Origin of the sequence: Streptomyces sp. NBC_01463 (assembly GCA_036227345.1) — a bacterium.
Classification (GTDB): Bacteria; Actinomycetota; Actinomycetes; order Streptomycetales; family Streptomycetaceae; genus Streptomyces.
Genome location: CP109468.1, coordinates 7426835 through 7452126 on the forward strand (window position 1 = coordinate 7426835; position 25292 = coordinate 7452126).

Consider the following 25292-nt stretch of genomic DNA (forward strand, 5'->3'; position numbering starts at 1 on the left):
TGATGTACAAACTCTTCTTCCAGCTGGTCTTCAAGCGCATGGACCCGGAGCGCGCCCACTACGCCGCCTTCCGCTGGATCCGCCTGGCCGCCCGCATCCCCGTCCTGCGCACCTTCGTCGCCGCCGCGCTCGCCCCCCGCTACCAGGAGCTGCGCACCGAGGCCCTCGGCCTGCGGATGCACGGCCCCTTCGGCCTCGCCGCCGGCTTCGACAAGAACGCCGTCGCGATCGACGGCATGGCGATGCTCGGCTTCGACCACGTCGAGATCGGCACCGTGACCGGCGAGCCCCAGCCGGGCAACCCGAAGAAGCGCCTGTTCCGCCTGGTGGCGGACCGCGCGCTCATCAACCGCATGGGCTTCAACAACGAGGGCTCGGCCGCCGTCGCCGAGCGGCTGGGGGCCCGCAACCCGGTCTTCCGGACCACCGTCGGCGTCAACATCGGCAAGACGAAGGCCGTCGCCGAGGCCGACGCGGCCGCCGACTACGTGAAGTCCACCGAGCGGCTCGCCGCACACGCGGACTACCTCGTCGTCAACGTCTCCTCGCCCAACACGCCCGGACTGCGCAACCTCCAGGCCACCGAGTCGCTGCGCCCGCTGCTGACCGCCGTGCGCGAGGCGGCCGACCGGACCGTCTCCGGCCGACGCGTCCCGCTGCTCGTCAAGATCGCCCCCGACCTCGCGGACGAGGACGTCGACGCCGTCGCCGACCTCGCCGTCGAGCTGGGCCTGGACGGCATCATCGCCACCAACACCACCATCGCCCGCGAGACCCTGGGCCTGAAGTCCCCGGCCGCCCTGACCGGGGAGACCGGCGGACTGTCCGGCGCGCCCCTCAAGGAGCGCTCCCTGGAGGTCCTGGGCCGCCTCTACGCGCGCGTGGGCGACCGGATCACCCTGGTCGGCGTCGGCGGCATCGAGAACGCCGAGGACGCCTGGCAGCGCATCCTCGCCGGCGCCACGCTCGTCCAGGGCTACAGCGCCTTCATCTACGAGGGCCCGTTCTACGCCCGCGCGATCCACAAGGGCCTGGCCGCGCGCCTGGCCGCCTCCCCGTACGCCACCCTCGCCGACGCGGTCGGCGCGGAAACCCGGAAGGCAGCGAAATGACCCCGGAACCCTTCGGCGCACGTCTGCGCCAGGCCATGGACACCCGTGGCCGGCTCTGCGTCGGTATCGACCCGCACGCCTCCCTGCTCACCTCCTGGGGGCTGAACGACGACGTCGCGGGCCTGGAGCGCTTCACCCGTACCGTCGTCGAGGCACTGGCCGACCGGGTCGCGGTGCTCAAGCCGCAGTCCGCGTTCTTCGAGCGCTTCGGCTCGCGCGGCATCGCCGTCCTGGAGAAGGCCGTCGAGGAGTCCCGTGCGGCCGGCGCGCTGGTCGTGATGGACGCCAAGCGCGGCGACATCGGCTCCACCATGGGGGCCTACGCGGAGACCTACCTGCACAAGGACTCGCCACTGTTCTCGGACGCGGTCACCGTCTCGCCGTACCTCGGCTTCGGATCGCTGCGGCCGGCGCTCGACGCGGCGGCGATCTCCGGCGCGGGCGTCTTCGTGCTGGCCCTCACCTCCAACCCGGAGGGCGCCGAGGTGCAGCGCGCCGCCGCGGCGGACGGCCGCTCGCTGGCGCAGGTGATGCTCGACCACATGGCCGCGGAGAACGAGGGCGCGACCCCGCTCGGCTCGGTCGGCGCGGTGGTCGGGGCGACGCTCGGCGACGCGGGTGTGAACCTCGCGATCAACGGCCCGCTGCTCGCGCCCGGCATCGGCGCCCAGGGCGCGACGCCGGCGGATCTTCCCGGGGTCTTCGGGGACGCGGTACGCAATGTGGTGCCCAGCGTGAGCCGGGGCGTGCTGCGCCACGGACCGGACGCGTCAGGGCTGCGCGAAGCGGCCGAACGGTTCGTGGACGAGGTCCGCGCGGCCGTCTCGGACGGCTGACACTGTCACGTAACAGCGTGTTGACGGAATCCTGAGCAAAAAACTCAGGTGTTATGCCAGGAATGTCCTGGTCGGCTGAGGCTGACCAGGACTTTTCGTCTGTTCTCGCTGACTCCGGCGGCCTTGGCCGCTAGTCTCCGTCGAGAGCCAACGAGCACAGGTTGTTCGCGGCTCACCAGGTGAGGGGCGATCCAGTCGCCTCACCGGTCCGTATCCGACAGATCGACATCCGAGGTGACGTAGGCGTGGCTCTTCCGCCCCTTACCCCTGAACAGCGCGCAGCCGCGCTCGAAAAGGCCGCCGCGGCTCGCCGGGAGCGGGCCGAGGTCAAGAATCGACTCAAGCACTCCGGCGCCTCCCTCCACGAGGTCATCAAGTCGGGACAGGAGAACGACGTCATCGGCAAGATGAAGGTCTCCGCCCTGCTGGAGTCCCTGCCCGGTGTGGGCAAGGTCCGTGCCAAGCAGATCATGGAGCGGCTCGGCATCTCCGAGAGCCGTCGGGTCCGGGGTCTTGGCTCCAACCAGATCGCATCCTTGGAGCGTGAGTTCGGCGGCAGCGCCGCCTGACGGTCTCAGGCACTCCTGAGAACCGGGATAATCGCTCCATGGCTGCAACATCCCGGGGGACGTCCCCCGTACCCCCGGACGTACGTCCGCGGCTGACCGTGCTCTCCGGCCCCTCGGGGGTCGGCAAGAGCACGGTCGTCGCGCATATGCGCAAGGTCCACCCCGAGGTGTGGCTCTCGGTGTCGGCGACGACCCGAAAGCCCCGCCCCGGCGAACGCAACGGCGTCCACTACTTCTTCGTGGACAACGAGGAGTTCGACAAGCTGATCGCCAACGGCGAGCTGCTGGAGTGGGCCGAGTTCGCCGGCAACCGCTACGGCACGCCCCGGCGCGCCGTGCAGGAGCGGCTGGAGGCCGGAGAGCCGGTGCTGCTGGAGATCGACCTCCAGGGTGCCCGGCTGGTCCGGCAGTCCATGGCCGACGCCCAGCTGGTCTTCCTCGCTCCGCCGAGCTGGGACGAGCTGGTGCGCCGGCTCACCGGCCGCGGGACCGAGGCGCCGGAGGTCATCGAACGCCGTCTCGGTGCGGCGAAGGTCGAACTGGCCGCCGAATCCGAGTTCGATACGACCCTTGTCAACACCTCCGTCGAGGATGTCGCACGTGAGCTGCTAGCCTTGATGCTGGAGGCTTCCGGCCACCGTGCCACCGGTGAGTGAACGCGATCACGTCGCAACGCACCGCACCGACACGGCGGCACCGGCCACAAAGCCCCTGACTGTCAAAGATTTCTTTGATCTTCACCCCCTTCGGAAGGCAGAGAGTGTCCTCTTCCATCACCACGCCCGAGGGCATCATCAACCCGCCGATTGATGAGCTCCTCGAAGCAACCGACTCGAAGTACAGCCTCGTGATCTACGCCGCCAAGCGCGCGCGCCAGATCAACGCGTACTACTCGCAGCTCGGTGAGGGACTCCTCGAGTACGTCGGACCGCTCGTCGACACGCACGTGCACGAGAAGCCGCTCTCGATCGCGCTCCGCGAGATCAACGCGGGCCTGCTCACCTCCGAGGCCATCGAGGGCCCCGCGCAGTAAGCAGGAAGCACGGCACCTTCACCACGGGCCCGGCGGTCACCACCGCCGGGCCCGTGGTGTCTCACGGCGTCCCCCCGGGGCGACGGACCGGCACCCCCGGCGGTGAGGCAGCATGGGGACGTACGGAGCGCGTACGTATCCGAGTGCGGGGAGACGCAGTGGACAAGCCGAAGGTCGTTCTGGGGGTCAGCGGCGGCATCGCCGCGTACAAGGCGTGCGAGCTGCTGCGCCGGCTGACCGAGTCCGGCCACGACGTCCGGGTCGTCCCGACCGAGGCCTCGCTCCACTTCGTGGGTGCCGCCACCTGGTCGGCGCTCTCCGGCCACCCGGTCTCCACCGAGGTCTGGAACGACGTCCACGAGGTCCCGCACGTGCGGATCGGGCAGCACGCCGACCTCGTCGTCGTCGCCCCCGCGACCGCCGACATGCTCGCCAAGGCGGCCCACGGCCTGGCCGACGACCTGCTGACCAACACCCTGCTCACCGCCCGCTGTCCGGTCGTCTTCGCGCCCGCCATGCACACCGAGATGTGGGAGCACCCCGCCACCCAGGAGAACGTCGCCACGCTGCGCCGGCGCGGCGCCGTCGTCATCGAGCCCGCCGTCGGCCGCCTCACCGGCGTCGACACCGGCAAGGGACGGCTGCCCGACCCGGCGGAGATCTTCGAGGTCTGCCGCCGCGTCCTGGCCCGCGGCCCGGTCGCCCCCGACCTCGCCGGCCGGCACGTCGTGATCAGCGCGGGCGGCACCCGCGAACCCCTCGACCCGGTCCGCTACCTCGGCAACCGCTCCTCCGGCAAGCAGGGATACGCCCTCGCCCGCACCGCCGTCGCCCGCGGCGCCCGGGTCACGCTGGTCGAGGCCAACACCGGACTGCCCGACCCCTCCGGCGCCGACCTCGTCCACGTGGGCACCGCGGTGCAGCTGCGCGAGGCCGTGCTGAAGGCGGCCGCGGACGCCGACGTCGTGGTGATGGCGGCGGCGGTCGCCGACTTCCGGCCCGCGCAGTACGTGACGGGCAAGATCAAGAAGAAGGACGGCCAGGAGCCCGCCCCCATCGTCCTCGTACGCAATCCCGACATCCTCGCCGAGGTGTCCGCCGAGCGCGCCACGCCCGGGCAGATCGTCGTCGGATTCGCCGCCGAGACCGACGACGTCCTGGCCAACGGCCGGGAGAAGCTCCGCCGCAAGGGCTGCGACCTGCTGGTGGTCAACGAGGTGGGGGAGCGCAAGACCTTCGGCTCCGAGGAGAACGAAGCGGTGGTGCTCGCGGCCGACGGCGGCGAGACCGCGGTGCCGTACGGACCCAAGGAAGCGCTCGCCGACACGGTCTGGGACCTCGTGTCGGCGCGTCTCGGGTGAATTTCTCGTGTCGCCGCCCGAGCGGTCCGAACCCTTGCAATACGGGCACGGACGGTGTCCGGGACGGCCTTTGGGGGCCTCGGGACGCCGGTGCCGCATGTCACAGATCTCCCAAAGGGCGAGACACGTTGTCCGACAGCCGGAGCCGACCGATAAACTGGTCCAGGACCGTACCGGGCGCAGCTCCCGGGCCGTCCGCCAAATGATCAGCCAGCAGCCGCTGCAACCCCAGGGAGCGATGTGTCCCGCCGTCTCTTCACCTCGGAGTCCGTCACCGAGGGTCACCCCGACAAGATCGCTGACCAGATCAGCGACACCATTCTCGATGCACTCCTGCGTGAGGACCCGACGTCGCGTGTCGCCGTCGAGACCCTGATCACCACCGGTCTGGTGCATGTTGCGGGTGAGGTCACGACCAAGGCCTACGCCGACATCCCGACCCTGGTCCGCAACAAGGTCCTGGAGATCGGTTACGACTCCTCGAAGAAGGGCTTCGACGGCGCCTCCTGCGGCGTCTCGGTGTCCATCGGAGCACAGTCGCCCGACATCGCACAGGGTGTCGACACCGCGTACGAGAAGCGGGTCGAGGGCGATGAGGACGAGCTCGACAAGCAGGGCGCGGGCGACCAGGGCCTGATGTTCGGGTACGCCTGCGACGAGACGCCCGAGCTGATGCCGCTGCCGATCCACCTCGCGCACCGGCTCTCGCGCCGCCTCTCCGAGGTCCGCAAGAACGGGACCATCCCGTACCTGCGCCCCGACGGCAAGACCCAGGTCACCATCGAGTACGACGGCGACAAGGCCGTCCGCCTCGACACGGTCGTCGTCTCCTCGCAGCACGCCAGCGACATCGACCTCGACTCGCTGCTCGCTCCCGACATCCGCGAGTTCGTCGTCGAGCACGTCCTCGGCCAGCTCATCGAGGACGGCATCAAGCTCGACACCGAGGGCTACCGCCTGCTGGTCAACCCGACCGGTCGTTTCGAGATCGGCGGCCCGATGGGCGACGCCGGTCTGACCGGACGCAAGATCATCATCGACACCTACGGCGGCATGGCCCGGCACGGCGGCGGCGCCTTCTCGGGCAAGGACCCGTCGAAGGTGGACCGCAGTGCCGCGTACGCGATGCGCTGGGTCGCCAAGAACGTGGTGGCGGCGGGTCTCGCGGCCCGTTGCGAGGTCCAGGTCGCCTACGCGATCGGCAAGGCCGAGCCCGTCGGCCTCTTCGTCGAGACCTTCGGCACCGCCGCGATCGAGACCGAGAAGATCGAGCACGCCATCGGCGAGGTCTTCGACCTCCGCCCGGCCGCGATCATCCGCGACCTCGACCTGCTGCGCCCGATCTACGCCCAGACCGCGGCGTACGGTCACTTCGGCCGTGAGCTGCCCGACTTCACGTGGGAGCGCACCGACCGCGTGGACGCACTGCGCAAGGCCGCGGGCCTGTAAGCCTGCCGGTCGCCTCCTCGGGGGCGTTGTACGGATGCCGGAGCCCGGACGCCGAGACAGGTGTCCGGGCTCCGGACGTTCTTCGGCCGGCCCATGTCCGTCCGGCCTCCCGGGCGGTGCCGGAAATACGCGGGCGGAGCGAGCGCGGACCCGGCTACGATGACGTCCTCCCGGTGCGCAGGACGCGGCTACTTCTGGAGCGGGGCGTGAGCCCCGTGTTGAAGGGATTCTCTGCCGCCGCGGCCTATCCGATCTCGGGAGACCCACACCCGGTCGCGCGACCGTCGCGGCGCCGCCCCCGCTTTCCGGGACGGCGCCGCTGTCAGTGGTGTCTGGTAGGAATTTGGCTGTGAGCAGCGACGACAAGCGGTCCGACGAGCCCGATGCCGGGGCACCGGAACAGCTTGCGCTGATCCGGGAGACCGTGCGCAAGGCCGATGTCCCGCGCGCCAAACCGCGGACCTGGCGCGGCGCCGCGCTCGCCAGGGAGCTGCCCGTCGCCCGTGTGCTGGTCAACAAGGGGGCCCTGCACCTCGACCAGTACTTCGACTACGCCGTGCCCGAGGAGCTGGACGCCGAGGCGCGGCCCGGGGTGCGGGTGCGGGTGCGGTTCGGCGCCGGAGGGCGCAACGTGCGGGGCGGCCGCCGTGAGGGCGGCGGGCTCATCGACGGCTTCCTGGTCGAGCGGCTGGCCGAGTCCGACTACAACGGGGCGCTGGCCGCGCTCGCCTCCGTCGTCTCTCCCGAACCCGTCCTCGGACCGGAGCTGCTCGCCCTCGCCCGCGCCGTCGCCGACCGCTACGCGGGCAGCCTCGCCGACGTCCTCCAGCTCGCGGTGCCCCCGAGGAACGCCCGGGCCGAGGCGAAGCCGTCGCCGCAGCCGCTGCCGCCGCCCCCGCCACCAACGCCCGGGACCTGGGAGCGGTACGGACAGGGACCGGCCTTCCTGTCGGCGCTGGCCGGCGGCGGAGCGCCCAGGGCCGTGTGGACGGCGCTGCCCGGCCCCCACTGGCCGCAGGAGATCGCCTCGGCCGTCGCGGCGACCCTCGCCTCGGGACGCGGCGCCCTGGTCGTCGTCCCCGACGGGCGGACCGCGGGCCGGGTCGACGCCGCCCTCACCGCCCTGCTCGGCGAGGGCCGGCACGCACTGCTGACCGCCGGCTCCGGACCCGAGAAGCGCTACCGGGAGTGGCTCGCCGTGCGGCGCGGGTCCGTCCGGGCGGTCGTCGGGACCCGGGCCGCGATGTTCGCCCCCGTGGCCGATCTCGGCCTGGTCGCGATCTGGGACGACGGGGACTCCAGCCACAGCGACGACAACGCCCCCTTCCCGCACGTCCGCGAGGTGCTGGAACTGCGGGCCGCGCACAGCAGGTGCGGCTTCCTGCTCGGCGGCACGAGCTGCACCGTGGAGGCGGCGCAACTGGTCGAGAGCGGCTGGGCGCTGCCGCTGCGCGCCGAGCGGGAGCAGCTGCGGACCGCGGCGCCCCTGGTGCGCACCGTCGGCGACGGCGAGCTCGCCAGGGACGGCGCCGCCCGGGCCGCCCGGCTGCCCAGCCTGGCCTGGCAGACCGTGCGGGACGGGCTGCGCACCGGACCGGTGCTGGTCCAGGTGCCGCGCCGGGGTTACGCCCCGCGACTGGCCTGCGAGCGCTGCCGGGAACCGGCGAGGTGCCGGCACTGCGCGGGACCGCTGGAGGCGCCCGACCAGCAGGATCTGAACTGCACCTGGTGCGGACGGTCCGAGACGTCCTGGCACTGCGTCGCCTGCGGCTCCCGCCGGCTGCGGGCCCAGATCGTCGGCGCCCGGCGCACCGCGGAGGAGCTCGGCCGCGCTTTTCCCGCCGTGCCGGTCCGCACGTCCGGCCGCGACCACATCCTGGACTCCGTGCCGGACCAGCCCGCGCTGGTGGTCAGCACACCGGGGGCGGAGCCGGTCGCCGAAGGCGGGTACGCGGCGGCGCTGCTGCTGGACGGCTGGGCGATGGTCGGCCGGCCCGACCTGCGGGCGGGCGAGGAGGCCCTGCGCCGCTGGACGGCCGCCGCCGCGCTGGTGCGCGGGCAGCCGGAGGGCGGCACGGTGGTGATCGTCGCCGAGCCGACGCTGCGGCCCGTGCAGGCCCTGGTGCGCTGGGACCCGGTCGGACACGCGCGGCGCGAACTCGCGGAACGGGCCGAGCTGGGCTTCCCGCCGGTGTCCCGGATGGCGTCGGTGACGGGAGCGCCCGAGGCGCTGGCCGGCTTCCTGGCGGCGGCCGAGCTCCCGCCGGACGCCCAGGTGCTCGGGCCCGTGCCGGTCCAGGGCGGTGAGCCGGGACGGCCCCGCCGACCCTTCGACGCACCGGCGGGCGAGACCTGGGAGCGGGCCCTGATCAGGGTGCCCCCGGGCAGCGGGGCGGCACTGGCGGCCGCGCTGAAGGCGGCACAGGCCGCGCGGATGTCCCGGGGCGGCGGCGCGGGCGCGTCGGGCGGCGCGGTGCGGATTCGGGTGGACCCGCCGGATATCGGGTGACGGTGTGCGCCCCGGTCCGGGCCGAGGGTTCCGTCCTCAATCTCCCCCATAGCCTTAAGGGCATGGGGGGACCCCCTCGACGGGCTTGGGTGCGGGTGCTCCGCGACCCGGGGGCGCCGTTCCCCGGTGGGTGGGGGTCCGGGGCCCCTCCGGGGCGTCTCCTCAAACGACGAACGTTTCCAGTCCCACGCGAAGGACCCCGGTATCCGTTCGTCGTCCTGCGGGGACTCCCCTGCACGGCCCCGGACCCGGCCGCCGAGCGTCTGCGGCGTTCGTACCGCCGGGGTTCAGACGCACGCGAGAGTGGGTGGGGGCGTGCAGGGGGGTCCCCGCAGAAAAATGGCGTACTACCCGGCCCCCGCAACGTCTCCGGTTGCCACGCCAGTTTTTGAGGAGACGCCCCGGAGGGCCCCCACCCCCACCCACCGGGCATTCGCGCCCCGCGGGGGACCCGCACAAAAGCCCGTCCGGCGATTGAGGACGGAACCCCGCACCACGGACCGGCGTCAGCCGTTGCGTGGTCCCGGGAAGGCGCCCGGGCGCAGGTCCTCGCGCAGGGGCGGACGTTCCGCCGACGGCTGCGGCGGCATCGAGCGTGCCGCCGGCACGGAGGGCAGTGCGGGAACGCCCTCCGCCGCGCCGTCCGCCGGCACCGGCTGCGGGGCGGCACGCCGCGCGCCGTAGCGGCGGTGGACCGCCTGCTTGGTGACTCCGAGTGCGGAGCCCACCGCGTCCCAGGAGAAGCCCAGCGAACGGTCGAAGTCCACTGCCGCCGTGACCAGGGTCTCGACGCTGTCCCGCAATTCCTGGGCCAGCCTGACGGTGGGGGCCGGGGCCCTGCCGTAGACGACGAAGCCCGTGGAAGGGCCGGAGCGGCGCGGACGGTAGACGTTGCCCAGTTGGGCGGTGAGCGTGCGCAGTGCGTCCACCTGCCGCCGGACCCGCTCGATGTCCCGCACCAGAAGATGCAGGCTGGCCCGCGCTTGGGCGTCGTGGGTTGCGTGGTCGGCCATGAAGAAGCCTCTCGAACCGGCGTTGAAAGGGATCGGGCCGCACCATGGCGGCTCGCTTCGGTCAATCTCTCTTGACCAACGCCTCACCCGGGGATCTGGTCACGCTTCGGGGGCGTATGTGCACAAGTGAGGGGCGCACAACTTCGCGTACGCCCCCCGGGAGGACGGGAGCGGCTCCGGGGTCCGGGATCCCCGGCGGCCGTCCGGGCGCGGGGCCCATAGACTTGTGCGTTGCTCGTCACCGTGAAGTTTCGGCCTGAGAGGCAGTCAGCCACCCATGAAGCTCGTCTTCGCAGGCACCCCCGAGGTAGCCGTACCCGCACTGGACGCCCTGATCGCCTCCGGCCGCCACGAGGTCGCCGCCGTCGTGACCAGGCCCGACGCCCCCGCCGGGCGCGGACGCCGACTGGTGGCCAGCCCCGTCGCCGAGCGGGCCGAGGAGGCCGGCATCGAGGTGCTCAAGCCGGTCAGGCCCCGGGACGAGGACTTCCTGGCACGGCTGCGGGAGATCGCGCCGGACTGCTGTCCCGTCGTCGCCTACGGCGCGCTGCTGCCCAAGAGCGCGCTCGTCGTCCCCGCCCGCGGCTGGGTCAACCTCCACTTCTCTCTGCTGCCCGCCTGGCGCGGTGCCGCGCCCGTCCAGCACGCCGTCATGGCGGGGGACGAGGTGACGGGCGCCTCGACCTTCCTCATCGAGGAGGGGCTCGACTCCGGACCCGTCTACGGCGTCCTCACCGAGGAGGTCCGGCCCACGGACACCAGCGGTGACCTGCTGACCCGGCTGGCGTTCGCCGGGGCGGGGCTGCTCGCCGCGACGATGGACGGCATCGAGGACGGCACCCTGCACGCCGTGCCGCAGCCCGCCGAGGGGATCACCCTGGCCCCGAAGATCACCGTCGAGGACGCCCAGGTCCAGTGGTCGGCGCCCGCCCTGCGCGTCGACCGGATCGTCCGCGGCTGCACCCCGGCCCCCGGCGCGTGGACGCTGTTCCGCGGCGAGCGCCTCAAACTGATCCAGGCCGTGCCCGTCGTGGACCGTGCCGACCTCGCGCCCGGCGAGCTGTCCGCGGCCAAGAACAACGTGTACGTGGGCACCGGGTCCCACGCCGTCGAGCTGCTCTGGGTCCAGCCCCAGGGCAAGAAGCCGATGCGCGCGGCGGACTGGGCGCGCGGCGTGCGCATCGTTCCCGGCGAGCTCGTGGGCAGCTGACGGACCGGCCGGCCAGGGGACGTAGGCTGGGAGGGTTCGCCCTCTCACCATCAGCGGAGCACCTTTCACGTGAACGACCAGCCTCGTCGCCGTCCTGCCAAGCCCCACCGCCGTCCGCAGAAGGACCCGGTCAGATTCCTCGCCTTCGAGGCGCTCAGGGCCGTCGACGAGCGTGACGCGTACGCCAACCTCGTGCTTCCTCCGCTGCTGAAGAAGGCCCGCGCCAAGGGCGACTTCGACAACCGGGACGCGGCGCTGGCGACCGAGCTGGTCTACGGGACGCTGCGCCGCCAGGGCACGTACGACGCGATCGTCGCCGCCTGCATCGACCGGCCGCTGCGCGAGGTCGACCCGCCGGTCCTGGACGTGCTGAACATGGGCGTGCACCAGCTGCTCGGCACCCGCATCCCGACCCACGCCGCGGTCTCCGCGAGTGTGGAGCTGGCCCGGGTGGTGCTGGGGGAGGGGCGTGCCAAGTTCGTCAACGCGGTGCTGCGCAAGGTGTCCGCCGACGACCTCGACGGCTGGGTGGCCAAGGTCGCGCCCTCCTACGAGGACGACGCCGAGGACCACCTCGCGGTCGTGCACTCGCATCCGCGGTGGGTCGTCTCGGCGCTCTGGGACGCCCTCGGCGGCGGCCGCGCCGGCATCGAGGACCTGCTCGAAGCCGACAACGAACGGCCCGAGGTCACCCTGGTCGCCCGCCCCGGCCGCTCCACCACCGAAGAACTCCTCGACGCGCTCGGTGAGGAGAACGGCCTGCCGGGCCGCTGGTCCCCCTACGCCGTGCGGATGGCCGAGGGCGGCGAGCCCGGCGCCCTGACCGCCGTGCAGGAGGGCCGGGCCGGGGTCCAGGACGAGGGCAGCCAGCTCGTCGCCGCCGCCCTCGCCAACGCCCCGCTGGAGGGCAGGGACACCCGCTGGCTCGACGGCTGCGCGGGCCCCGGCGGCAAGGCCGCCCTGCTGGCCGCCCTCGCGGCGGGCCGCGGCGCCGCCGTGCTGGCCGCCGAGAAGCAGCCCCACCGGGCCCGTCTCGTCGAGCGCTCGCTGGCCGGCAACCCCGGCCCGTACCAGGTGATCACCGCCGACGGCACCCGCCCGCCGTGGCTGCCCGACACCTTCGACCGGATCCTGATGGACGTGCCGTGCTCCGGCCTCGGTGCGCTGCGCCGCCGCCCGGAGTCCCGCTGGCGCCGCCGCAAGGAGGACCTGGAGAGCTTCGCGCCCCTCCAGCGCGGTCTGCTGCGCGAGGCGCTGAAGGCCGTACGGATCGGCGGAGTCGTCGGATACGCGACGTGCTCGCCGCATCTGGCGGAGACCCGGGTCGTCGTCGACGACGTGCTCAAGGGACGCGGCGGCGCACCCGTCGAGGCCGAGTGGGTGGACGCCCGCCCGCTGATGCCCGGTGTGCCCGCGCTGGGCGACGGACCGGACGTCCAGCTGTGGCCGCATCTGCACGGCACGGACGCGATGTACCTCGCCCTGCTGCGGCGCACCGGCTGACCGGTACGGCCCCGACCAGGGGTGAAACGCCGGGAATGTGCGAACCGTAATGATCCCGTGAGGCTTTGGGGCGCACCGAAGCGGGGAAGTGCCCCAGAACATGGCAGGCTTGGCCCATGGCCCAGATCAACCCCAGCATTCTCTCCGCCGACTTCGCACGCCTCGCCGAGGAGGCGAAGGCCGTCGAAGGCGCCGACTGGCTCCATGTCGATGTCATGGACAACCACTTCGTGCCCAATCTGACGCTCGGCGTCCCGATCGTGGAATCGCTCAGCAGGGCCACGTCCACCCCGCTGGACTGCCACCTGATGATCGAGGACGCGGACCGCTGGGCCCCGCAGTACGTCGAGGCGGGCGCGGGGTCGGTCACCTTCCACGCGGAGGCGGCGGCGGCGCCCGTGCGGCTGGCGCGGGAGATCCGGGCCAAGGGCGCCCGCGCCTCCATGGCGCTCAAGCCGGCGACGCCCATCGAGCCGTACGAGGACCTGCTCCCCGAGCTCGACATGCTGCTGATCATGACGGTGGAGCCGGGCTTCGGGGGCCAGTCCTTCCTGGACATCATGCTGCCGAAGATCCGCCGCACCCGTGAGCTGATCTCCAGGCACGGACTCGAACTGTGGCTCCAGGTCGACGGCGGGGTCTCCGAGTCCACCATCGAACGGTGCGCGGAGGCCGGCGCGGACGTCTTCGTCGCCGGTTCCGCCGTGTACGGCGCCAAGGACCCGGCCGAAGCCGTCCGGGCCCTGCGCGCCAAGGCCGACGGGGTCATCGCCTCGGCGGAGTGGGCGTGCGGCCACTGACGCCGGTCACGGCGCAGACACCCGCTCCGGCCCCCGGTTGCACGTCGGCCGGGCCAAACGCAGATGAACGCGGTCCGACGGGACCGATCAGGGATCGCCGTATCTGACAGGATGAACGGCGTATCGAGAGCGTGAACAGCAGTGAGGAGAACGCGGTGTCTGCAATGTCGGCGGGCCGGTCCGCCCTGCGGATGGGGCCCGCGGAGCTGGTGCAGGCGGCGGCCATGGCCCGCCGCTTTTACCTCGAGGGCAAATCCAAGATCCAGATCGCCGAGGAGTTCGGCGTCAGCCGCTTCAAGGTGGCCCGGGTCCTGGAGACGGCACTGGAGCGTGACCTCGTACGCATCGAGATCCGGGTCCCCGCGGAACTGGACGCCGAGCGCTCCGACGCGCTCCGCGCCCGCTACGGGCTGCGCCACGCGGTCGTGGTCGAATCCCCGGCCGAGGAGCAGGACGACGCCGCCGACCCGGAGAACCTGGGCGAGGTCGCGGCCGACCTGCTCGGCGAACTGGTGAACGAGGGCGATGTGCTCGGGCTCGCCTGGGGACGCTCCACGATCCACATGGCGGCGGCCCTCGACCGGCTGCCGCCCTGCACGGTCGTGCAGCTCACCGGGGTGTACGACGCGGGAACGGCCGAGCGCGGCTCGGTCGAGGCCGTCCGGCGGGCCGCCCAGGTGTCCGGCGGCGAGGCCCACCCGATCTACGCGCCGATGCTGCTGCCCGACCCGGCCACGGCCGCCGCGCTGCGCCACCAGACGGGCATCGCGCGCGCCTTCGAGTACTTCGACAAGGTGACGGTCGCGGCCGTCTCCATCGGTTCCTGGGAGCCCGGGATCTCCACGGTCCACGACATGCTCTCGGACACGGAGCGTGAGCACTACGCCTCGTTGGGGGTGGCCGCCGAGATGTCGGCGCACCTCTTCGACTCCGAGGGCCGCCGGGTCGGCCGTGACCTCGGCGAGCGCTGCATCACGGTCGAGGCGGACCGGCTGCGGCGGATTCCCGAGGTGGTCGCGATCGCGGGCGGCCAGCGCAAGGCCGCGGCGATCGGGGCGGTTCTGCGGTCCGGGCTCGTCACCAGCCTGGTGACGGACACCGCGGCGGCGGACTACCTGCTGACCGAGTCGGCCGCCCCGCGCAGGCCCGCACTGGAGCGGGCCGACCCGGACGGGGAATAGCAGCCGGAACGGTACGGAAGGGGGCGGGCGGTGATCACACCGCCCGCCCCCTTCCGGCTGTCTCCGCAGTGCCCGGTCAGTCCGGCCGGACGCCCAGGACCGTCGCCTCCAGATACTGCTCCGGCTCCTTGTACTGGCTGACGTCGGCCGGGTTGTAGCGCGGTGTCTGCCGGGACCAGTCGAGATTCCCGCGCATCCAGCTCCGCATCCCGTCCAGGTACGGCTCCAGCATCGGGGACAGCTGCGGGTACGCGGCCAGCAGCTCGGCCTCCGCGGTCAGGAAACGCTCGGTCTCCGTGGTGATCTCCGCGCAGACGTGTTCCAGTGCCTGCTGCTTGCCGAAGCCGCGGTGGTGGCGGACCAGGTGGACGAGGTTGTGGATCTCGCCGAGCACCTGCTCCTTCTCGTACGAGTACACGTCGTTGGCCCAGCACACGACGTTGCACGAGGCTTCGAGGGCGGTGATGAAGCGCGGGTCGTTGTGGATCGACTCGGGCGCCTCGATGCCGGCCACGATCTCTATCAGGTCCATGCAGACGTGTATGGCGCCGGTGTGGCGGCGTTTCTCGATGTACACCGCCTCGGGCGGGACCACCCCGTCCGCGCGGTTGCCGGCCTCCCAGGTGGTGGCCGTCGTGAGGTACGTGATCAGGTGCCAGGCGAAGCGCCGCCGCCAGTGCGCCGCCGCGGCCGGTGTGGTGCGTTCCCACAGGTCGGCGAGGGCGACCACCGCCGCAGGCAGCTTCTCGTCCGCCAGGGTGCCCGTACCGGAGCCCTCGACCACGGACTGCATCAGCGCGACGACGTCCCGCACCCGGTCCGGGCTGCGGCCCAGGTGCCCGTCGTCCAGCTGGTCGTCGACGAGGAAGAGCCAGACGAACCAGTCGGCGACGAGGTCCAGGTCCGCGCTGCCGGCGGTCGGGTAGACCATGCCGACGAAGGCGCCGAAGTCGGCCTGCTCGAAACGTTCCCTGGCCGAATCCCGGTGCACCAGACCGGTGTTGCGTGTCCAGGTGTCGAGATGTTCCCGTACGTGCCCGACGTGCGGGTTCGTCCGTTGGGGGAACGGGCAGTAGATGTCGGGCAGTTCACTCTCCACGGGCGGGTCGTGATCCTCTCCGGTCGTACGTGTGGCGGGAGTTGTGACCGCTCCGCCAGTTGATCCGGGGTGTTGGGGTGACCCTCGGGACCTGCGCGTTTGAAGCTACCTGACCCCCAGTCACCAGGTCCAGGGAAGATGATCACGAATGATTCGCAGGCCCTTCGGGTAGGGTCTGTGGGCAAGGCAGGTTCCACTTGCCCGGGACTCCCGATCTTGTTCCTTGGAGGAACATACGAAGGCGGGAGTCGTTTGCTGTGTCTTCGTGGAAACGACCTGCGCCATTTCATATGAAAAAATGAGTGTTATGCGTTTTCTTGAGCCCGGCACCGGTCGATACACAGAGTCCCCCGGCGTTCCGTACGACCTCACGTACGACGACGTCTTCATGGTTCCGGGCAGGTCGGCGGTCGGATCCCGCCAGGGGGTCGACCTGTCGTCGCCCGACGGCACCGGCACCACCATCCCGCTCGTCGTGGCCAACATGACGGCCATCGCGGGCCGCCGGATGGCCGAAACCATCGCCCGTCGCGGTGGGCTCGTCGTGATCCCGCAGGACATCCCGATCGAGGTCGTCACCGAGGTCATCAGCTGGGTGAAGTCCCGCCACCTGGTGCTCGACACCCCGATCATCCTCGCCCCCGGCCAGACGGTCGCCGACGCCCTGTCGCTGCTGCCCAAGCGCGCCCACGGCGCCGGGGTCGTCGTCGACGCCGAGCAGCGTCCCGTCGGCGTGGTCACCGACCACGACCTGACCGGGGTCGACCGCTTCACCCAGCTCTCCGAGGTCATGTCGAAGGACCTGGTGCTGCTCGACGCGGACATCGACCCGCGCGACGCGTTCAACAAGCTCGACGGCGCCAACCGCAAGCTCGCCCCCGCGGTCGACGCGGACGGCCGGCTCGTCGGCATCCTCACCCGGAAGGCCGCACTGCGCGCCACTCTCTACACGCCCGCCACCGACGCGGCGGGCAAGCTGCGGATCGCGGCCGCCGTGGGGATCAACGGCGATGTCGCGGGCAAGGCCAAGCAGCTGCTCGACGCGGGTGCCGACACCCTGGTCGTCGACACCGCCCACGGCCACCAGGAGTCCATGATCAGCGCCGTCCGCGCCGTCCGGGCGCTGGACCCGCAGGTGCCGATCGTCGCGGGCAACATCGTCGCCGCCGAGGGTGTGCGCGACCTCATCGAGGCCGGCGCGGACATCATCAAGGTCGGTGTCGGCCCCGGCGCCATGTGCACCACCCGGATGATGACCGGCGTGGGCCGGCCCCAGTTCTCCGCCGTCCTGGAGTGCGCCGCCGAGGCGAAGAAGTACGGCAAGCACGTCTGGGCCGACGGCGGCGTCCGTCATCCGCGCGATGTCGCCATGGCGCTGGCCGCGGGTGCGTCCAACGTCATGATCGGTTCCTGGTTCGCCGGGACGTACGAGTCGCCCGGCGACCTCCAGCAGTCCGCCGACGGCCGCTTCTACAAGGAGTCCTTCGGCATGGCGTCCGCGCGCGCCGTGAAGAACCGCACGTCCGACGAGTCGGCGTACGACCGGGCCCGCAAGGCGCTCTTCGAGGAGGGCATCTCCACCTCCCGGATGTTCCTGGACCCGACCCGCCCCGGCGTCGAGGACCTGGTGGACTCGATCATCGCGGGTGTCCGCTCCTCCTGCACCTACGCCGGTGCGGGCTCCCTCGCGGAGTTCGCCGAGAAGGCCGTCGTCGGTGTGCAGAGCGCCGCCGGTTACGCCGAGGGCAAGCCGCTGCACGCCAGCTGGAGCTGATCCCGCACCCCTGCACCGACCGTGCCCCTTCCGGCTTTCACGCCGGGAGGGGCACCGGTGTTTTCCGGGTGTTCCCGGGGCCGGCGGCCGGCCGGCGCATGGCCGGAAACGGCGGTCGCACGGGGCTGAGATCCATACCAACTCTGTTGAAAATTAAGTAATATGAATCCCACTCAGCTGCCCGCCCACTCTGCGGTAAGGGATCTCATGTCCTTCTTCACTGACCTGGCCCATCAGTACATCGACGGAGAGTGGAGGCCGGGCAAGGGGTCCTGGGACATCATCGACTTCAACCCGTTCGACGGGGAGAAGCTCGCCTCCATCACGGTCGCCACGGCCGACGAGGTGGACCAGGCCTACCGCGCGGCGGAGACCGCTCAGCAGGCGTGGGCGGACACCAACCCCTACGCCCGGCGCGCGGTGCTGGAGAAGGCCCTGCGCGTCGTCGAGGAGCGCGAGGACGAGATCGGCGACGCGATCGTCGCGGAGCTCGGCGGCACCCGGCTGAAGGCGGCCTTCGAGCTGCACCTGGCCAAGGAGTTTCTGCGCGAGGCGATCCAGCTCGCGCTGCGCTCCACCGGGCAGATCCTGCCCTCGCCGACCCCGGGCAAGGAGAACCGCGTCTACCGGGTACCGGTCGGCGTGGTGGGTGTCATCAGCCCCTTCAACTTCCCCTTCCTGCTGTCCCTGAAGTCCGTGGCTCCGGCCCTGGCGCTGGGCAACGCCGTCGTGCTCAAGCCGCACCAGAACACCCCGGTCTGCGGCGGCACCCTGGTCGCCAAGGTCTTCGAGGACGCCGGACTGCCGGCCGGCCTGCTGAACGTCGTCGTCACCGACATCGCGGAGATCGGCGACGCACTGCTGGAGCACCCCGTCCCGCAGGTCATCTCCTTCACCGGCTCCGACAAGGTCGGCCGGCACGTCGCGACGGTGTGCGCGGCCAACCTCAAGCGCTCCGTCCTCGAACTCGGCGGCAACAGCGCGCTGATCGTCCTCGACGACGCCGATGTCGACTACGCCGTCGACGCGGCGGTCTTCAGCCGGTACGTGCACCAGGGCCAGGTCTGCATGGCCGCCAACCGGATCCTCGTCGACCGCGCGGTGGAAGAGGAGTTCACCGAGAAGTTCGTCGCGAAGGTGGCGTCGCTGCGGGTCGGCGACCCGGCCGACCCGGCGACCCAGATCGGCCCGCTGATCAACTCGACCCAGGCCGAGGCCATCGCCACGCTCGTCGACCAGACCGTCGAGGCCGGCGCCACCGCACTGCTGCACGGACGCGCCGACGGAAACCTCGTCAGCCCCTCGGTCCTGACCGGTCTCGCCGCCGACTCCCCGGTGCTCTCCCAGGAGATCTTCGGCCCGGTCGCGCTCCTCGTGCCGTTCGACGGCGAGGACGAGGCGGTCCGGATAGCCAACGACAGCCCCTACGGGCTGAGCGGCGCCGTGCACACCGGCAACATCGAGCGCGGCGTCCGGGTCGGACAGCGCATCCGTACCGGCATGATCCACATCAACGACGGCACGGTCCACGACGAGCCGATCGTCCCCTTCGGCGGCGAGAAGAACTCCGGCCTCGGACGGCTGAACGGCGACTCCATGCTGGAGGCCTTCACCACCCAGAAGTGGATCTCCGTGCAGCACGGGCGCTCGCAGTTCCCGTTCTGATCCGGCGCCACCTGCGCTGAGCGCGCCCCGGTGGGGCGGGTCATGGTCTACTTCCGGGGGCGGCGACGCCGCCCCCGGAACCAGCCGGGCCCGCCCCACCGGGGCGCTCGCCATCGCAGAGAAGTGATCCGTACGACGTGCGACTGAACGACCTCGACGAACGCATCGTCCACGCCCTCGCCGAAGACGCCCGCCGCTCCTACGCCGACATCGGCTCGATCATCGGGCTGTCCGCACCCGCGGTGAAACGCCGGGTGGACCGGCTGCGCGCCGAGGGAGCGATCACCGGGTTCACCGTGCGGGTGGACCCGGCGGCGCTCGGCTGGGAGACCGAGGGCTACATCGAGATCTACTGCAGCCGCAACACCTCACCCGAGTCGATCAAGCAGGGGCTCGCCCGCTACCCGGAGGTCGCCTCGGCGTCCACGGTCACGGGGGACGCGGACGCGCTGGTCCAGGTGTTCGCGGCGGACATGCGCCACTTCGAACAGGTCCTGGAGCGGATCGCGGGCGAGCCGTACGTCGAGCGGACGAAGTCCGTCCTGGTCCTCTCGCCACTGCTGCGGCGCTACTCGGCGGGCGCCCCGGACGCATCCACCCCCTGACCGCCGGGGGACGCCGCACAGGGCCCGCGTCCGGCAGCCGGGCGCTACGGTGCGTCCGGCCAGGCGAACAGGGTGTCCCGGGTCAGCTCCATCGCCAGCGCCTCGCTGAGCGCGTTCCCGGACGCCACTTCGGCCTCCGTCGACACGGGCGCCGGGAAGCCCGCCGCCCGGTAGAGACGGATCCGGTGCACCGCGAACACGTCGCGCACGTGCTCGCAGTACTGCTCGGTCCCGGAGCGCAGAGCGCGGTGCGCGCCCCAGACCCACAGCGCGCAGACGACGAGCCAGACGACGCGCGCCGCCACCCCCTCCAGCAGCAGCGTCCACACGGGCGCGAGCACCGCACAGACCAGCGCCTGGGTCCGGCCCAGGACCCTGGTGGCCGACGCCGTGAGCCGCTCGCGGGCCGTCGCCTCCAGGCACTCGACGAAGGGTCCCCAGCAGACCGGGAGCGACAGCCCGTAGTTGCGCTCGATGCCGGCCGCCACCCCGTGCAGGGCGTTGCCCACCGCCGTGGGGCGCAGTTCGTCCCGCCGCCGCGGATAGTGCGACCAGGCCCGCCCCGCTCCGGTGCGCCGCCACGCGTTCTGCGCCCGCCACGCGATCAGCCGGTCGCCCTGGTGGGCGCCGGGCCCTGAGCGGTCGGCGGCCCGACGGCCGAGCCGTTCACGGCGTGACGCGTGCCGTGCGGTAAGCCGGTGGGCGAGCGCCACAGCGGGAGCCGAGGTTCCCCACCTGCCCGCCAGCACCTCCAGCGCGGGGGACGCGACGGCGGACAGTGCCACGGCCGACAGCACCAGCCCCGCCGTCAGCGCGGCAGCGAGCAGTGCCGTCCCCCAGGCCCCCTGTCCGGCGATCCGGCACACCGGACGGCCCAGCGCACCGGTCCGTCCGCAGAGCTCCGACGGCGGGCCGAAGCGGTGGAGCACGGTCAGCGCGCCCGCCATCCAGAACAGCAGCAGGGGCCCGCCCATCGTGGCCGTCCAGCGTTTGGCGAGGGGTTCGACCATGCCCTTCACGAGGTCGCCCACGCGCTACTCCCGCCTCAGTGCCTGGCGCGGATGATCGGGGCAGGTGTCCTCGTCGAACGGCGCCTTGGCGTCCCCCGCGGCCCGGCGCAGGCAGTCGCGCTGAGGGCAGATCCAGATGACCTCGGAGCGTTCCCGGCCCGGCATCCGGGAGAAGAGCGGGGAGCGCGTTCCCGCGGCCGGACCGAGCCCGTCCGTGGCGGACCCGGACAATGCTTCCGCGTCCGGGCCTCCCCGCACACCGCCCGGCCCGGGGAACCCGGTCCCGTAATGGAGGAACGCCGCCCAGTGCGCGGGGTCCTCGGCCCTGGTCCGTGCCGCCGGGCCGCTGCCGGCGGTCCGGCTGCGGGCCCGGTCCAGGGCCCGCAGCTGCGACTGCCGCAGGGACTGGGCCGCGGGCAGTCCGTCGAGGTTCAGGAAATGGTGGAAGTCCGTCATCAGCCGCGTCGCGTGCTCGTCCCCGACCGTCCACAGGGTGCCGATGACACAGGACGCACCGGCCGCGGCGAACGCGGTCGCGAGGCTCAGCGCCTCGTCGTACTGGTCCCCGGGTACGGCGGTGGCGCAGGCGGCCAGCACGACCAGCGGATTCCGGCCGTGCGCCGCCGGCGGCCGCGCATGCGCCAGCAGACTGCCGACACTGAGCCGCTGGCCACCGGCGAGCACCAGGTGCGACTCGGTTGCGGGGGCGCAACTGCGGGCGTGGCAGGCGAAGTGGACCACCGCGGGGCCCGGGCCGTCGCCGTCCGCCAGCAGCGCTTCGAGCACCGCCCGGGGAGTCGCGGGCATCGCGTCCGCAGCGCCGGACCTGCCGAGCCGGGACCCCTTGGAGTAGTACCAGCGGTGCAGGTCCGCGCCCTCCTGACGGGCGTGCGGCAGATCGCCCAGCGGGTCGGCCACCACCAGCCCGGTGCCGTCCGGCACGGACCGCTGCCTGCGCGCGAAGCCGTCCAGCGCACTCGCGGACGGGGCGTAGCTGAAGCACATGTCCTCGATGGCGTAACGCCTCGCGCCCTCGTGCTTGCGCCGTGCCGCATGCCAGGGCACCAGTCCCAGCACCCCGGTGGGGACGAACACCACATGGGGGATCCGCCCGGCCTCGGCCCCGGCGCGGGCCGACAGATGATCGTGGACGGCGTGGACGGCGGCTCTCCAGGACCAGTCGCAGACCTGTCGCAGGGCGGTCCGCCACGCGCTGCCCGCCGCCCGGTCACCGGGACTGCGCAGGCACTCGTCGTGTGCCCGGGCGAATCCGCGCAGCTCCCGTGCCTGTTCGGACAGGTGAGGGAGGACGAGCGAGGCGACCTCGCCGGTGGCGTGCAGGACGAGGGCCAGGCCCGGCGTGTGGCCCCGGCCCGCCACCACGTGCACCACGGCGTCGGCCCCGATGGCGTGCAGCGGTTCGGCCAGCGCGTCGGGCGTCGGGCGGCCCAGGAAGTCCTGCGGACCCGCTCCGGCCGACGGCAGGAGGGCGCCGCGCACCTCCGCCCGCAGTTCCGGCGGCACGTCGGCACCGGGACCGGCGTCGCCCAGCCCGCGACGGGCGGACGGCAGCCGGGACGGGTCGCGGTCCGTGGGCGCGGACGTCCGTGCGAGCAGCCACCGCTCCTGGAGCTCGCCGCTGCCGAGCGCGGTCAGCCGGGCCGAGACCGGATCCGCCTCGGTCGCCGCGAGCACCGTCAGGGCGCGCGCGGACTCGATCGCCGCGAACGCCTCGCGGGGCTCGCCGTCCTCCTCCATCCAGACCGCCATCTCGGCCGCCTCGGCGAGTGCGCGGCGGGCCCTTCTGAAGGACTCGCCCGCGTCCGGCTGGGCCAGGACGTCCCACACCCGGTCCTCCTGCACGGCGCGGGCCAGTTCCAGCCCTTCCGCGGGACGCCCGCTGCTCCGCCGCAGCCGCGCCTGTGCCCAGCGCAGCGCCGTGCGGCGGGGGTCCGCCGGTGCGTCGGCCCGCTGTTCCAGCAGGGTGGTGAGCCGCCGGTCGAGCAGGTCGGGCGCGAGGGCGAGTTCGTCCGGATGGCCGGACAACTCTGCCAGCGCGCACAGGAGTTCCAGTGCCTGCGCTTCGAGCCTGACGGAGATGTGCGGGGTGTCCAGTGCTTCGGTGGCCAGCCGGGCGGCCGCCGGGGTGTCCCGCTGCGGGCCCGCCGTCAGGGCGTGCGCGAGATTGACCAGCACCGTGGCGTACGGGGTGGTTCCCGGCGGCAGCAGGGCCCGGGCCTCCTGAAGCCGGTCCACGGCCGCCCAGGCGTCGGACGGGTCGTGGAGTGCCGCGTAACGGGCGAGGAGGAAGCCGGCCAGACCGTTCAGCGCCCAGGGCCGCCGGGTGTCGTCCCTGATCCGTGTCAGCGCCGAACGCGCCTGTCCCACGGCGTCGTTCAGGGCCGTGGGATCGCCGTCCTCCAGAAACGCCGCGTACACGGAGGGGGCGTACGCCACAGGCTGCTCCGGCGTGAAGACCAGCTCGCCCGCCAGGCGCAGGTCCGCCGACGCCCCCGTGAGGCCGTGGCGGTACAGCAGGGCGTCGGCGAGCGCCGAGGTCACCGCGTCGAAGTCCGGATGGCCCTCGCCGAGCGCGGTGACGGAGCGATGCAGGGCGCCGACGGCGTTGTCGAGATCGGCCGGTCCGCCGGTCAGCTCGTAGCGGGTCAGCAGCGCGAGACCCAGGACGGCCAGCCACACCGGGGCGCGCGCGTCGCCGCCCTCGTCGTCCCGGTCGAAGACTCCCGCCACCATGGCGTGTTCGACCGAGCCGTCGAGATCCGCACGCAGCTCGGAACGGGTGAAGCGCTGGAGGAGCGCCCACGCCAGATCCCCGTTGGCCGCCTCCGAGTCACTGGCCACGGTCCGGACCGCGCGCTCCAGCAGCGTCACCGCCTCGTCGAGCCGCTCCGGTGCTCCGGTGCGCGTGTACTCGACCAGGAGCCGGAGGCCCCGCCCGGCGGGAAGCGCCTCGTCCCGTTCGTCCCCGGCCGACGTGCCGCCGGGCAGGGGCCGGTAGCGGGAGAGCAGCACCGGAGGCATCGGCCACGTCAGCACGGGATCGCGGTCGGCCGGCAGCGGCGACCACGTCCACCACGCTCCGTCGTCGGGCGGCGCGACCCTGTCCACCGGATCCCGCAGCACCGCAGACCCCGCCGGCGGAAGCGAGAAGGCCACCGGCGCATGCTGTTCGAGCAGGGCCGGCAACGACGCCGTCCCCGCGTCCAGGCCGAGATCCAGGGCGGCCGTCAGCGCGGTGATCGCGTCCGCCCGTGCCTGCTCCGCGCCGCCGGGGCCGGAGTCCGTGGCGAGGGCGGCCCGCGCACAGCGCAACGCCAGAGCCGCCCACCACGCGTCGGACTCCTGGCGCCGGGCGAGGGCGTCCGCACCGAGCCAGCGCCGCGCGAGGCGCGCCACCTCCGCCACCCGGACGTCACGCATGCCGTCGTTCACCGTGCCCTCCCCGTCACGTAACGCAACAAGCGGTCAGATTATCCGCCGCCGGGCCCCGGACGGGCCGCTCTGCGCCGGCCACCCCCCGCCCCCTGCCCCCGCCGCCCCGTGCTCCGGCCGGGACACCCCCGGTGACGTGCGCGGATGTCCCGCGCAACGAATCGCCGCCGACCGCCCGCGCACGCAACGGATCGACGGTTGGTGCGCAACACTCGCGCCTTGTCCGGGGGGAATCGCGGAACGTACCGTCAATACGTCCCCGCCCCGCCCCATCGTCCGAGGTCAGCCATGCCGCCGCTGCGCACCGCCGTGCTCCAGAGCTCCGGAACCCCGGGCTCGGTGGCCCGGAACATCGAGGCACTGGAGAGCGCCGCCGGACGCGCCGCGGCGAGCGGCGCCCGGCTGCTCGTCTGCCCCGAGATGTTCCTGACCGGGTACGCGATCGGCGACGACGTGCCCCGGCTGGCCGAGGCCGCCGACGGCAGCGCCGCACAGGCCGTCGCCGGGATCGCCGTCCGGCACGGCATCGCCGTCCACTACGGCTACCCGGAGCGCGACGGCGACACCCTGTACAACGCAGCCCAGCTCATCGGCCCCGACGGGACGCGGCTCGCGAACTACCGCAAGACCCACCTCTTCGGCGACTTCGAGGAACGCTGGTTCACCCCCGGCGACCAGGCGGTCGTCCAGGCCGAACTGGACGGCGTCCGCGTCGGCCTGCTGATCTGCTACGACGTCGAGTTCCCGGAGAACGTACGGGCGCACGCGCTCGCCGGAACCGATCTGCTGCTCGTACCGACCGCCCTGATGCACCCCTTCCCGTTCGTCGCGGAGTCCGTCGTCCCGGTCCGCGCCTTCGAGAACCAGCTCTACGTCGCGTACGCCAACCGGACCGGCACCGAGGGACCATTCGAGTTCGTCGGACTGAGCGGCCTCGCCGGCCCCGACGGCACGGTCCGTACCCGCGCCGGACGCGGCGAGGAACTCGTCATCGGCGACGTCGACCCCGCCCTGCTCACCGCCTCCCGGGCAGCCAACCCCTACCTCCGCGACCGCCGTCCCGGTCTGTACGGCTCCCTCGTCTGAGAACGCCGCCCCGCCCTCACCCAC

Annotated in this window: 20 protein-coding genes; 16 read left to right on the forward strand and 4 right to left on the reverse strand. The window is 72.5% G+C overall.

Annotation, left to right across the window (positions count from 1 at the left end; genetic code table 11):
• Positions 1-2: 2 nt before the first annotated feature.
• The 8 genes from OG521_32870 to OG521_32905 all read left to right on the forward strand — a co-directional run bounded on the left by OG521_32870 (position 3) and on the right by OG521_32905 (position 8869).
• Positions 3-1112, forward strand: a complete 1110-nt coding sequence (locus OG521_32870) for a quinone-dependent dihydroorotate dehydrogenase (GenBank protein ID WUW25292.1) — start codon at positions 3-5, stop codon at positions 1110-1112.
• The gene (gene pyrF / locus OG521_32875; protein WUW25293.1) at positions 1109-1948 is read left to right on the forward strand and encodes an orotidine-5'-phosphate decarboxylase; all 840 of its coding nucleotides are present in this window, start codon (positions 1109-1111) and stop codon (positions 1946-1948) included. Before OG521_32870 ends, pyrF begins: the two co-directional genes overlap by 4 nt.
• Positions 1949-2193: 245 nt before the next feature.
• Entirely contained in the window at positions 2194-2517 is a 324-nt protein-coding gene (locus tag OG521_32880; GenBank protein ID WUW25294.1) for an integration host factor, read from the forward strand.
• A gap of 38 nt (positions 2518-2555) precedes the next feature.
• On the forward strand, positions 2556-3173 hold the full coding sequence (gmk, locus tag OG521_32885) for a guanylate kinase (GenBank protein WUW25295.1): 618 nt from the start codon (positions 2556-2558) through the stop codon (positions 3171-3173).
• Positions 3174-3277: 104 nt separating this feature from the next.
• Complete coding sequence (rpoZ, locus tag OG521_32890) at positions 3278-3550, forward strand: DNA-directed RNA polymerase subunit omega (GenBank protein WUW25296.1); 273 nt, start codon at positions 3278-3280, stop codon at positions 3548-3550.
• Between the two features lie 158 nt (positions 3551-3708).
• Complete coding sequence (gene coaBC / locus OG521_32895) at positions 3709-4911, forward strand: bifunctional phosphopantothenoylcysteine decarboxylase/phosphopantothenate--cysteine ligase CoaBC (GenBank protein ID WUW25297.1); 1203 nt, start codon at positions 3709-3711, stop codon at positions 4909-4911.
• Between the two features lie 240 nt (positions 4912-5151).
• On the forward strand, positions 5152-6360 hold the full coding sequence (metK, locus tag OG521_32900) for a methionine adenosyltransferase (protein ID WUW25298.1): 1209 nt from the start codon (positions 5152-5154) through the stop codon (positions 6358-6360).
• 349 nt (positions 6361-6709) lie between these two features.
• A complete protein-coding gene (locus tag OG521_32905) occupies positions 6710-8869 on the forward strand; it encodes a primosomal protein N' (protein WUW25299.1) in 2160 nt (719 codons plus the stop codon).
• A gap of 506 nt (positions 8870-9375) precedes the next feature.
• Here OG521_32905 and OG521_32910 read toward each other — a convergent pair.
• The gene (locus tag OG521_32910; protein ID WUW25300.1) at positions 9376-9882 is read right to left on the reverse strand and encodes a hypothetical protein; all 507 of its coding nucleotides are present in this window, start codon (positions 9880-9882) and stop codon (positions 9376-9378) included.
• 277 nt (positions 9883-10159) lie between these two features.
• Here OG521_32910 and fmt point away from each other — a divergent pair, with 277 nt between their 5' ends.
• The 4 genes from fmt to OG521_32930 all read left to right on the forward strand — a co-directional run bounded on the left by fmt (position 10160) and on the right by OG521_32930 (position 14576).
• Complete coding sequence (fmt, locus tag OG521_32915) at positions 10160-11092, forward strand: methionyl-tRNA formyltransferase (GenBank protein WUW25301.1); 933 nt, start codon at positions 10160-10162, stop codon at positions 11090-11092.
• A gap of 69 nt (positions 11093-11161) precedes the next feature.
• The gene (locus OG521_32920) at positions 11162-12595 is read left to right on the forward strand and encodes an rRNA cytosine-C5-methyltransferase (GenBank protein WUW25302.1); all 1434 of its coding nucleotides are present in this window, start codon (positions 11162-11164) and stop codon (positions 12593-12595) included.
• Positions 12596-12711: 116 nt separating this feature from the next.
• Complete coding sequence (rpe, locus tag OG521_32925) at positions 12712-13395, forward strand: ribulose-phosphate 3-epimerase (protein ID WUW25303.1); 684 nt, start codon at positions 12712-12714, stop codon at positions 13393-13395.
• 164 nt (positions 13396-13559) lie between these two features.
• A complete protein-coding gene (locus OG521_32930; protein WUW26885.1) occupies positions 13560-14576 on the forward strand; it encodes a sugar-binding domain-containing protein in 1017 nt (338 codons plus the stop codon).
• Positions 14577-14652: 76 nt separating this feature from the next.
• On the opposite strand, the gene OG521_32935 is transcribed toward OG521_32930, so the two are convergent.
• Positions 14653-15675: a terpene cyclase gene (locus tag OG521_32935; GenBank protein ID WUW25304.1), complete on the reverse strand. Its 1023-nt coding sequence runs from the start codon at positions 15673-15675 to the stop codon at positions 14653-14655.
• Between the two features lie 307 nt (positions 15676-15982).
• Between OG521_32935 and OG521_32940 the strand changes: the two genes are divergently transcribed.
• The 3 genes from OG521_32940 to OG521_32950 all read left to right on the forward strand — a co-directional run bounded on the left by OG521_32940 (position 15983) and on the right by OG521_32950 (position 19719).
• Positions 15983-17449, forward strand: a complete 1467-nt coding sequence (locus OG521_32940; protein WUW25305.1) for a GuaB1 family IMP dehydrogenase-related protein — start codon at positions 15983-15985, stop codon at positions 17447-17449.
• 207 nt (positions 17450-17656) lie between these two features.
• A complete protein-coding gene (locus OG521_32945) occupies positions 17657-19114 on the forward strand; it encodes an aldehyde dehydrogenase family protein (protein ID WUW25306.1) in 1458 nt (485 codons plus the stop codon).
• A gap of 137 nt (positions 19115-19251) precedes the next feature.
• A complete protein-coding gene (locus OG521_32950; protein WUW25307.1) occupies positions 19252-19719 on the forward strand; it encodes an Lrp/AsnC family transcriptional regulator in 468 nt (155 codons plus the stop codon).
• Between the two features lie 44 nt (positions 19720-19763).
• Here the strand turns inward: OG521_32950 and OG521_32955 are convergent, their stop codons facing one another.
• Together OG521_32955 and OG521_32960 are read right to left on the reverse strand one after the other, a co-directional pair.
• Positions 19764-20750, reverse strand: coding sequence for a hypothetical protein (locus OG521_32955; protein ID WUW25308.1), 987 nt, complete (start codon positions 20748-20750; stop codon positions 19764-19766).
• 3 nt (positions 20751-20753) lie between these two features.
• Entirely contained in the window at positions 20754-24182 is a 3429-nt protein-coding gene (locus tag OG521_32960; GenBank protein WUW25309.1) for a CHAT domain-containing protein, read from the reverse strand.
• A gap of 288 nt (positions 24183-24470) precedes the next feature.
• Between OG521_32960 and OG521_32965 the strand changes: the two genes are divergently transcribed.
• Positions 24471-25268: a carbon-nitrogen hydrolase family protein gene (locus OG521_32965; GenBank protein WUW25310.1), complete on the forward strand. Its 798-nt coding sequence runs from the start codon at positions 24471-24473 to the stop codon at positions 25266-25268.
• Positions 25269-25292 lie beyond the last annotated feature (24 nt).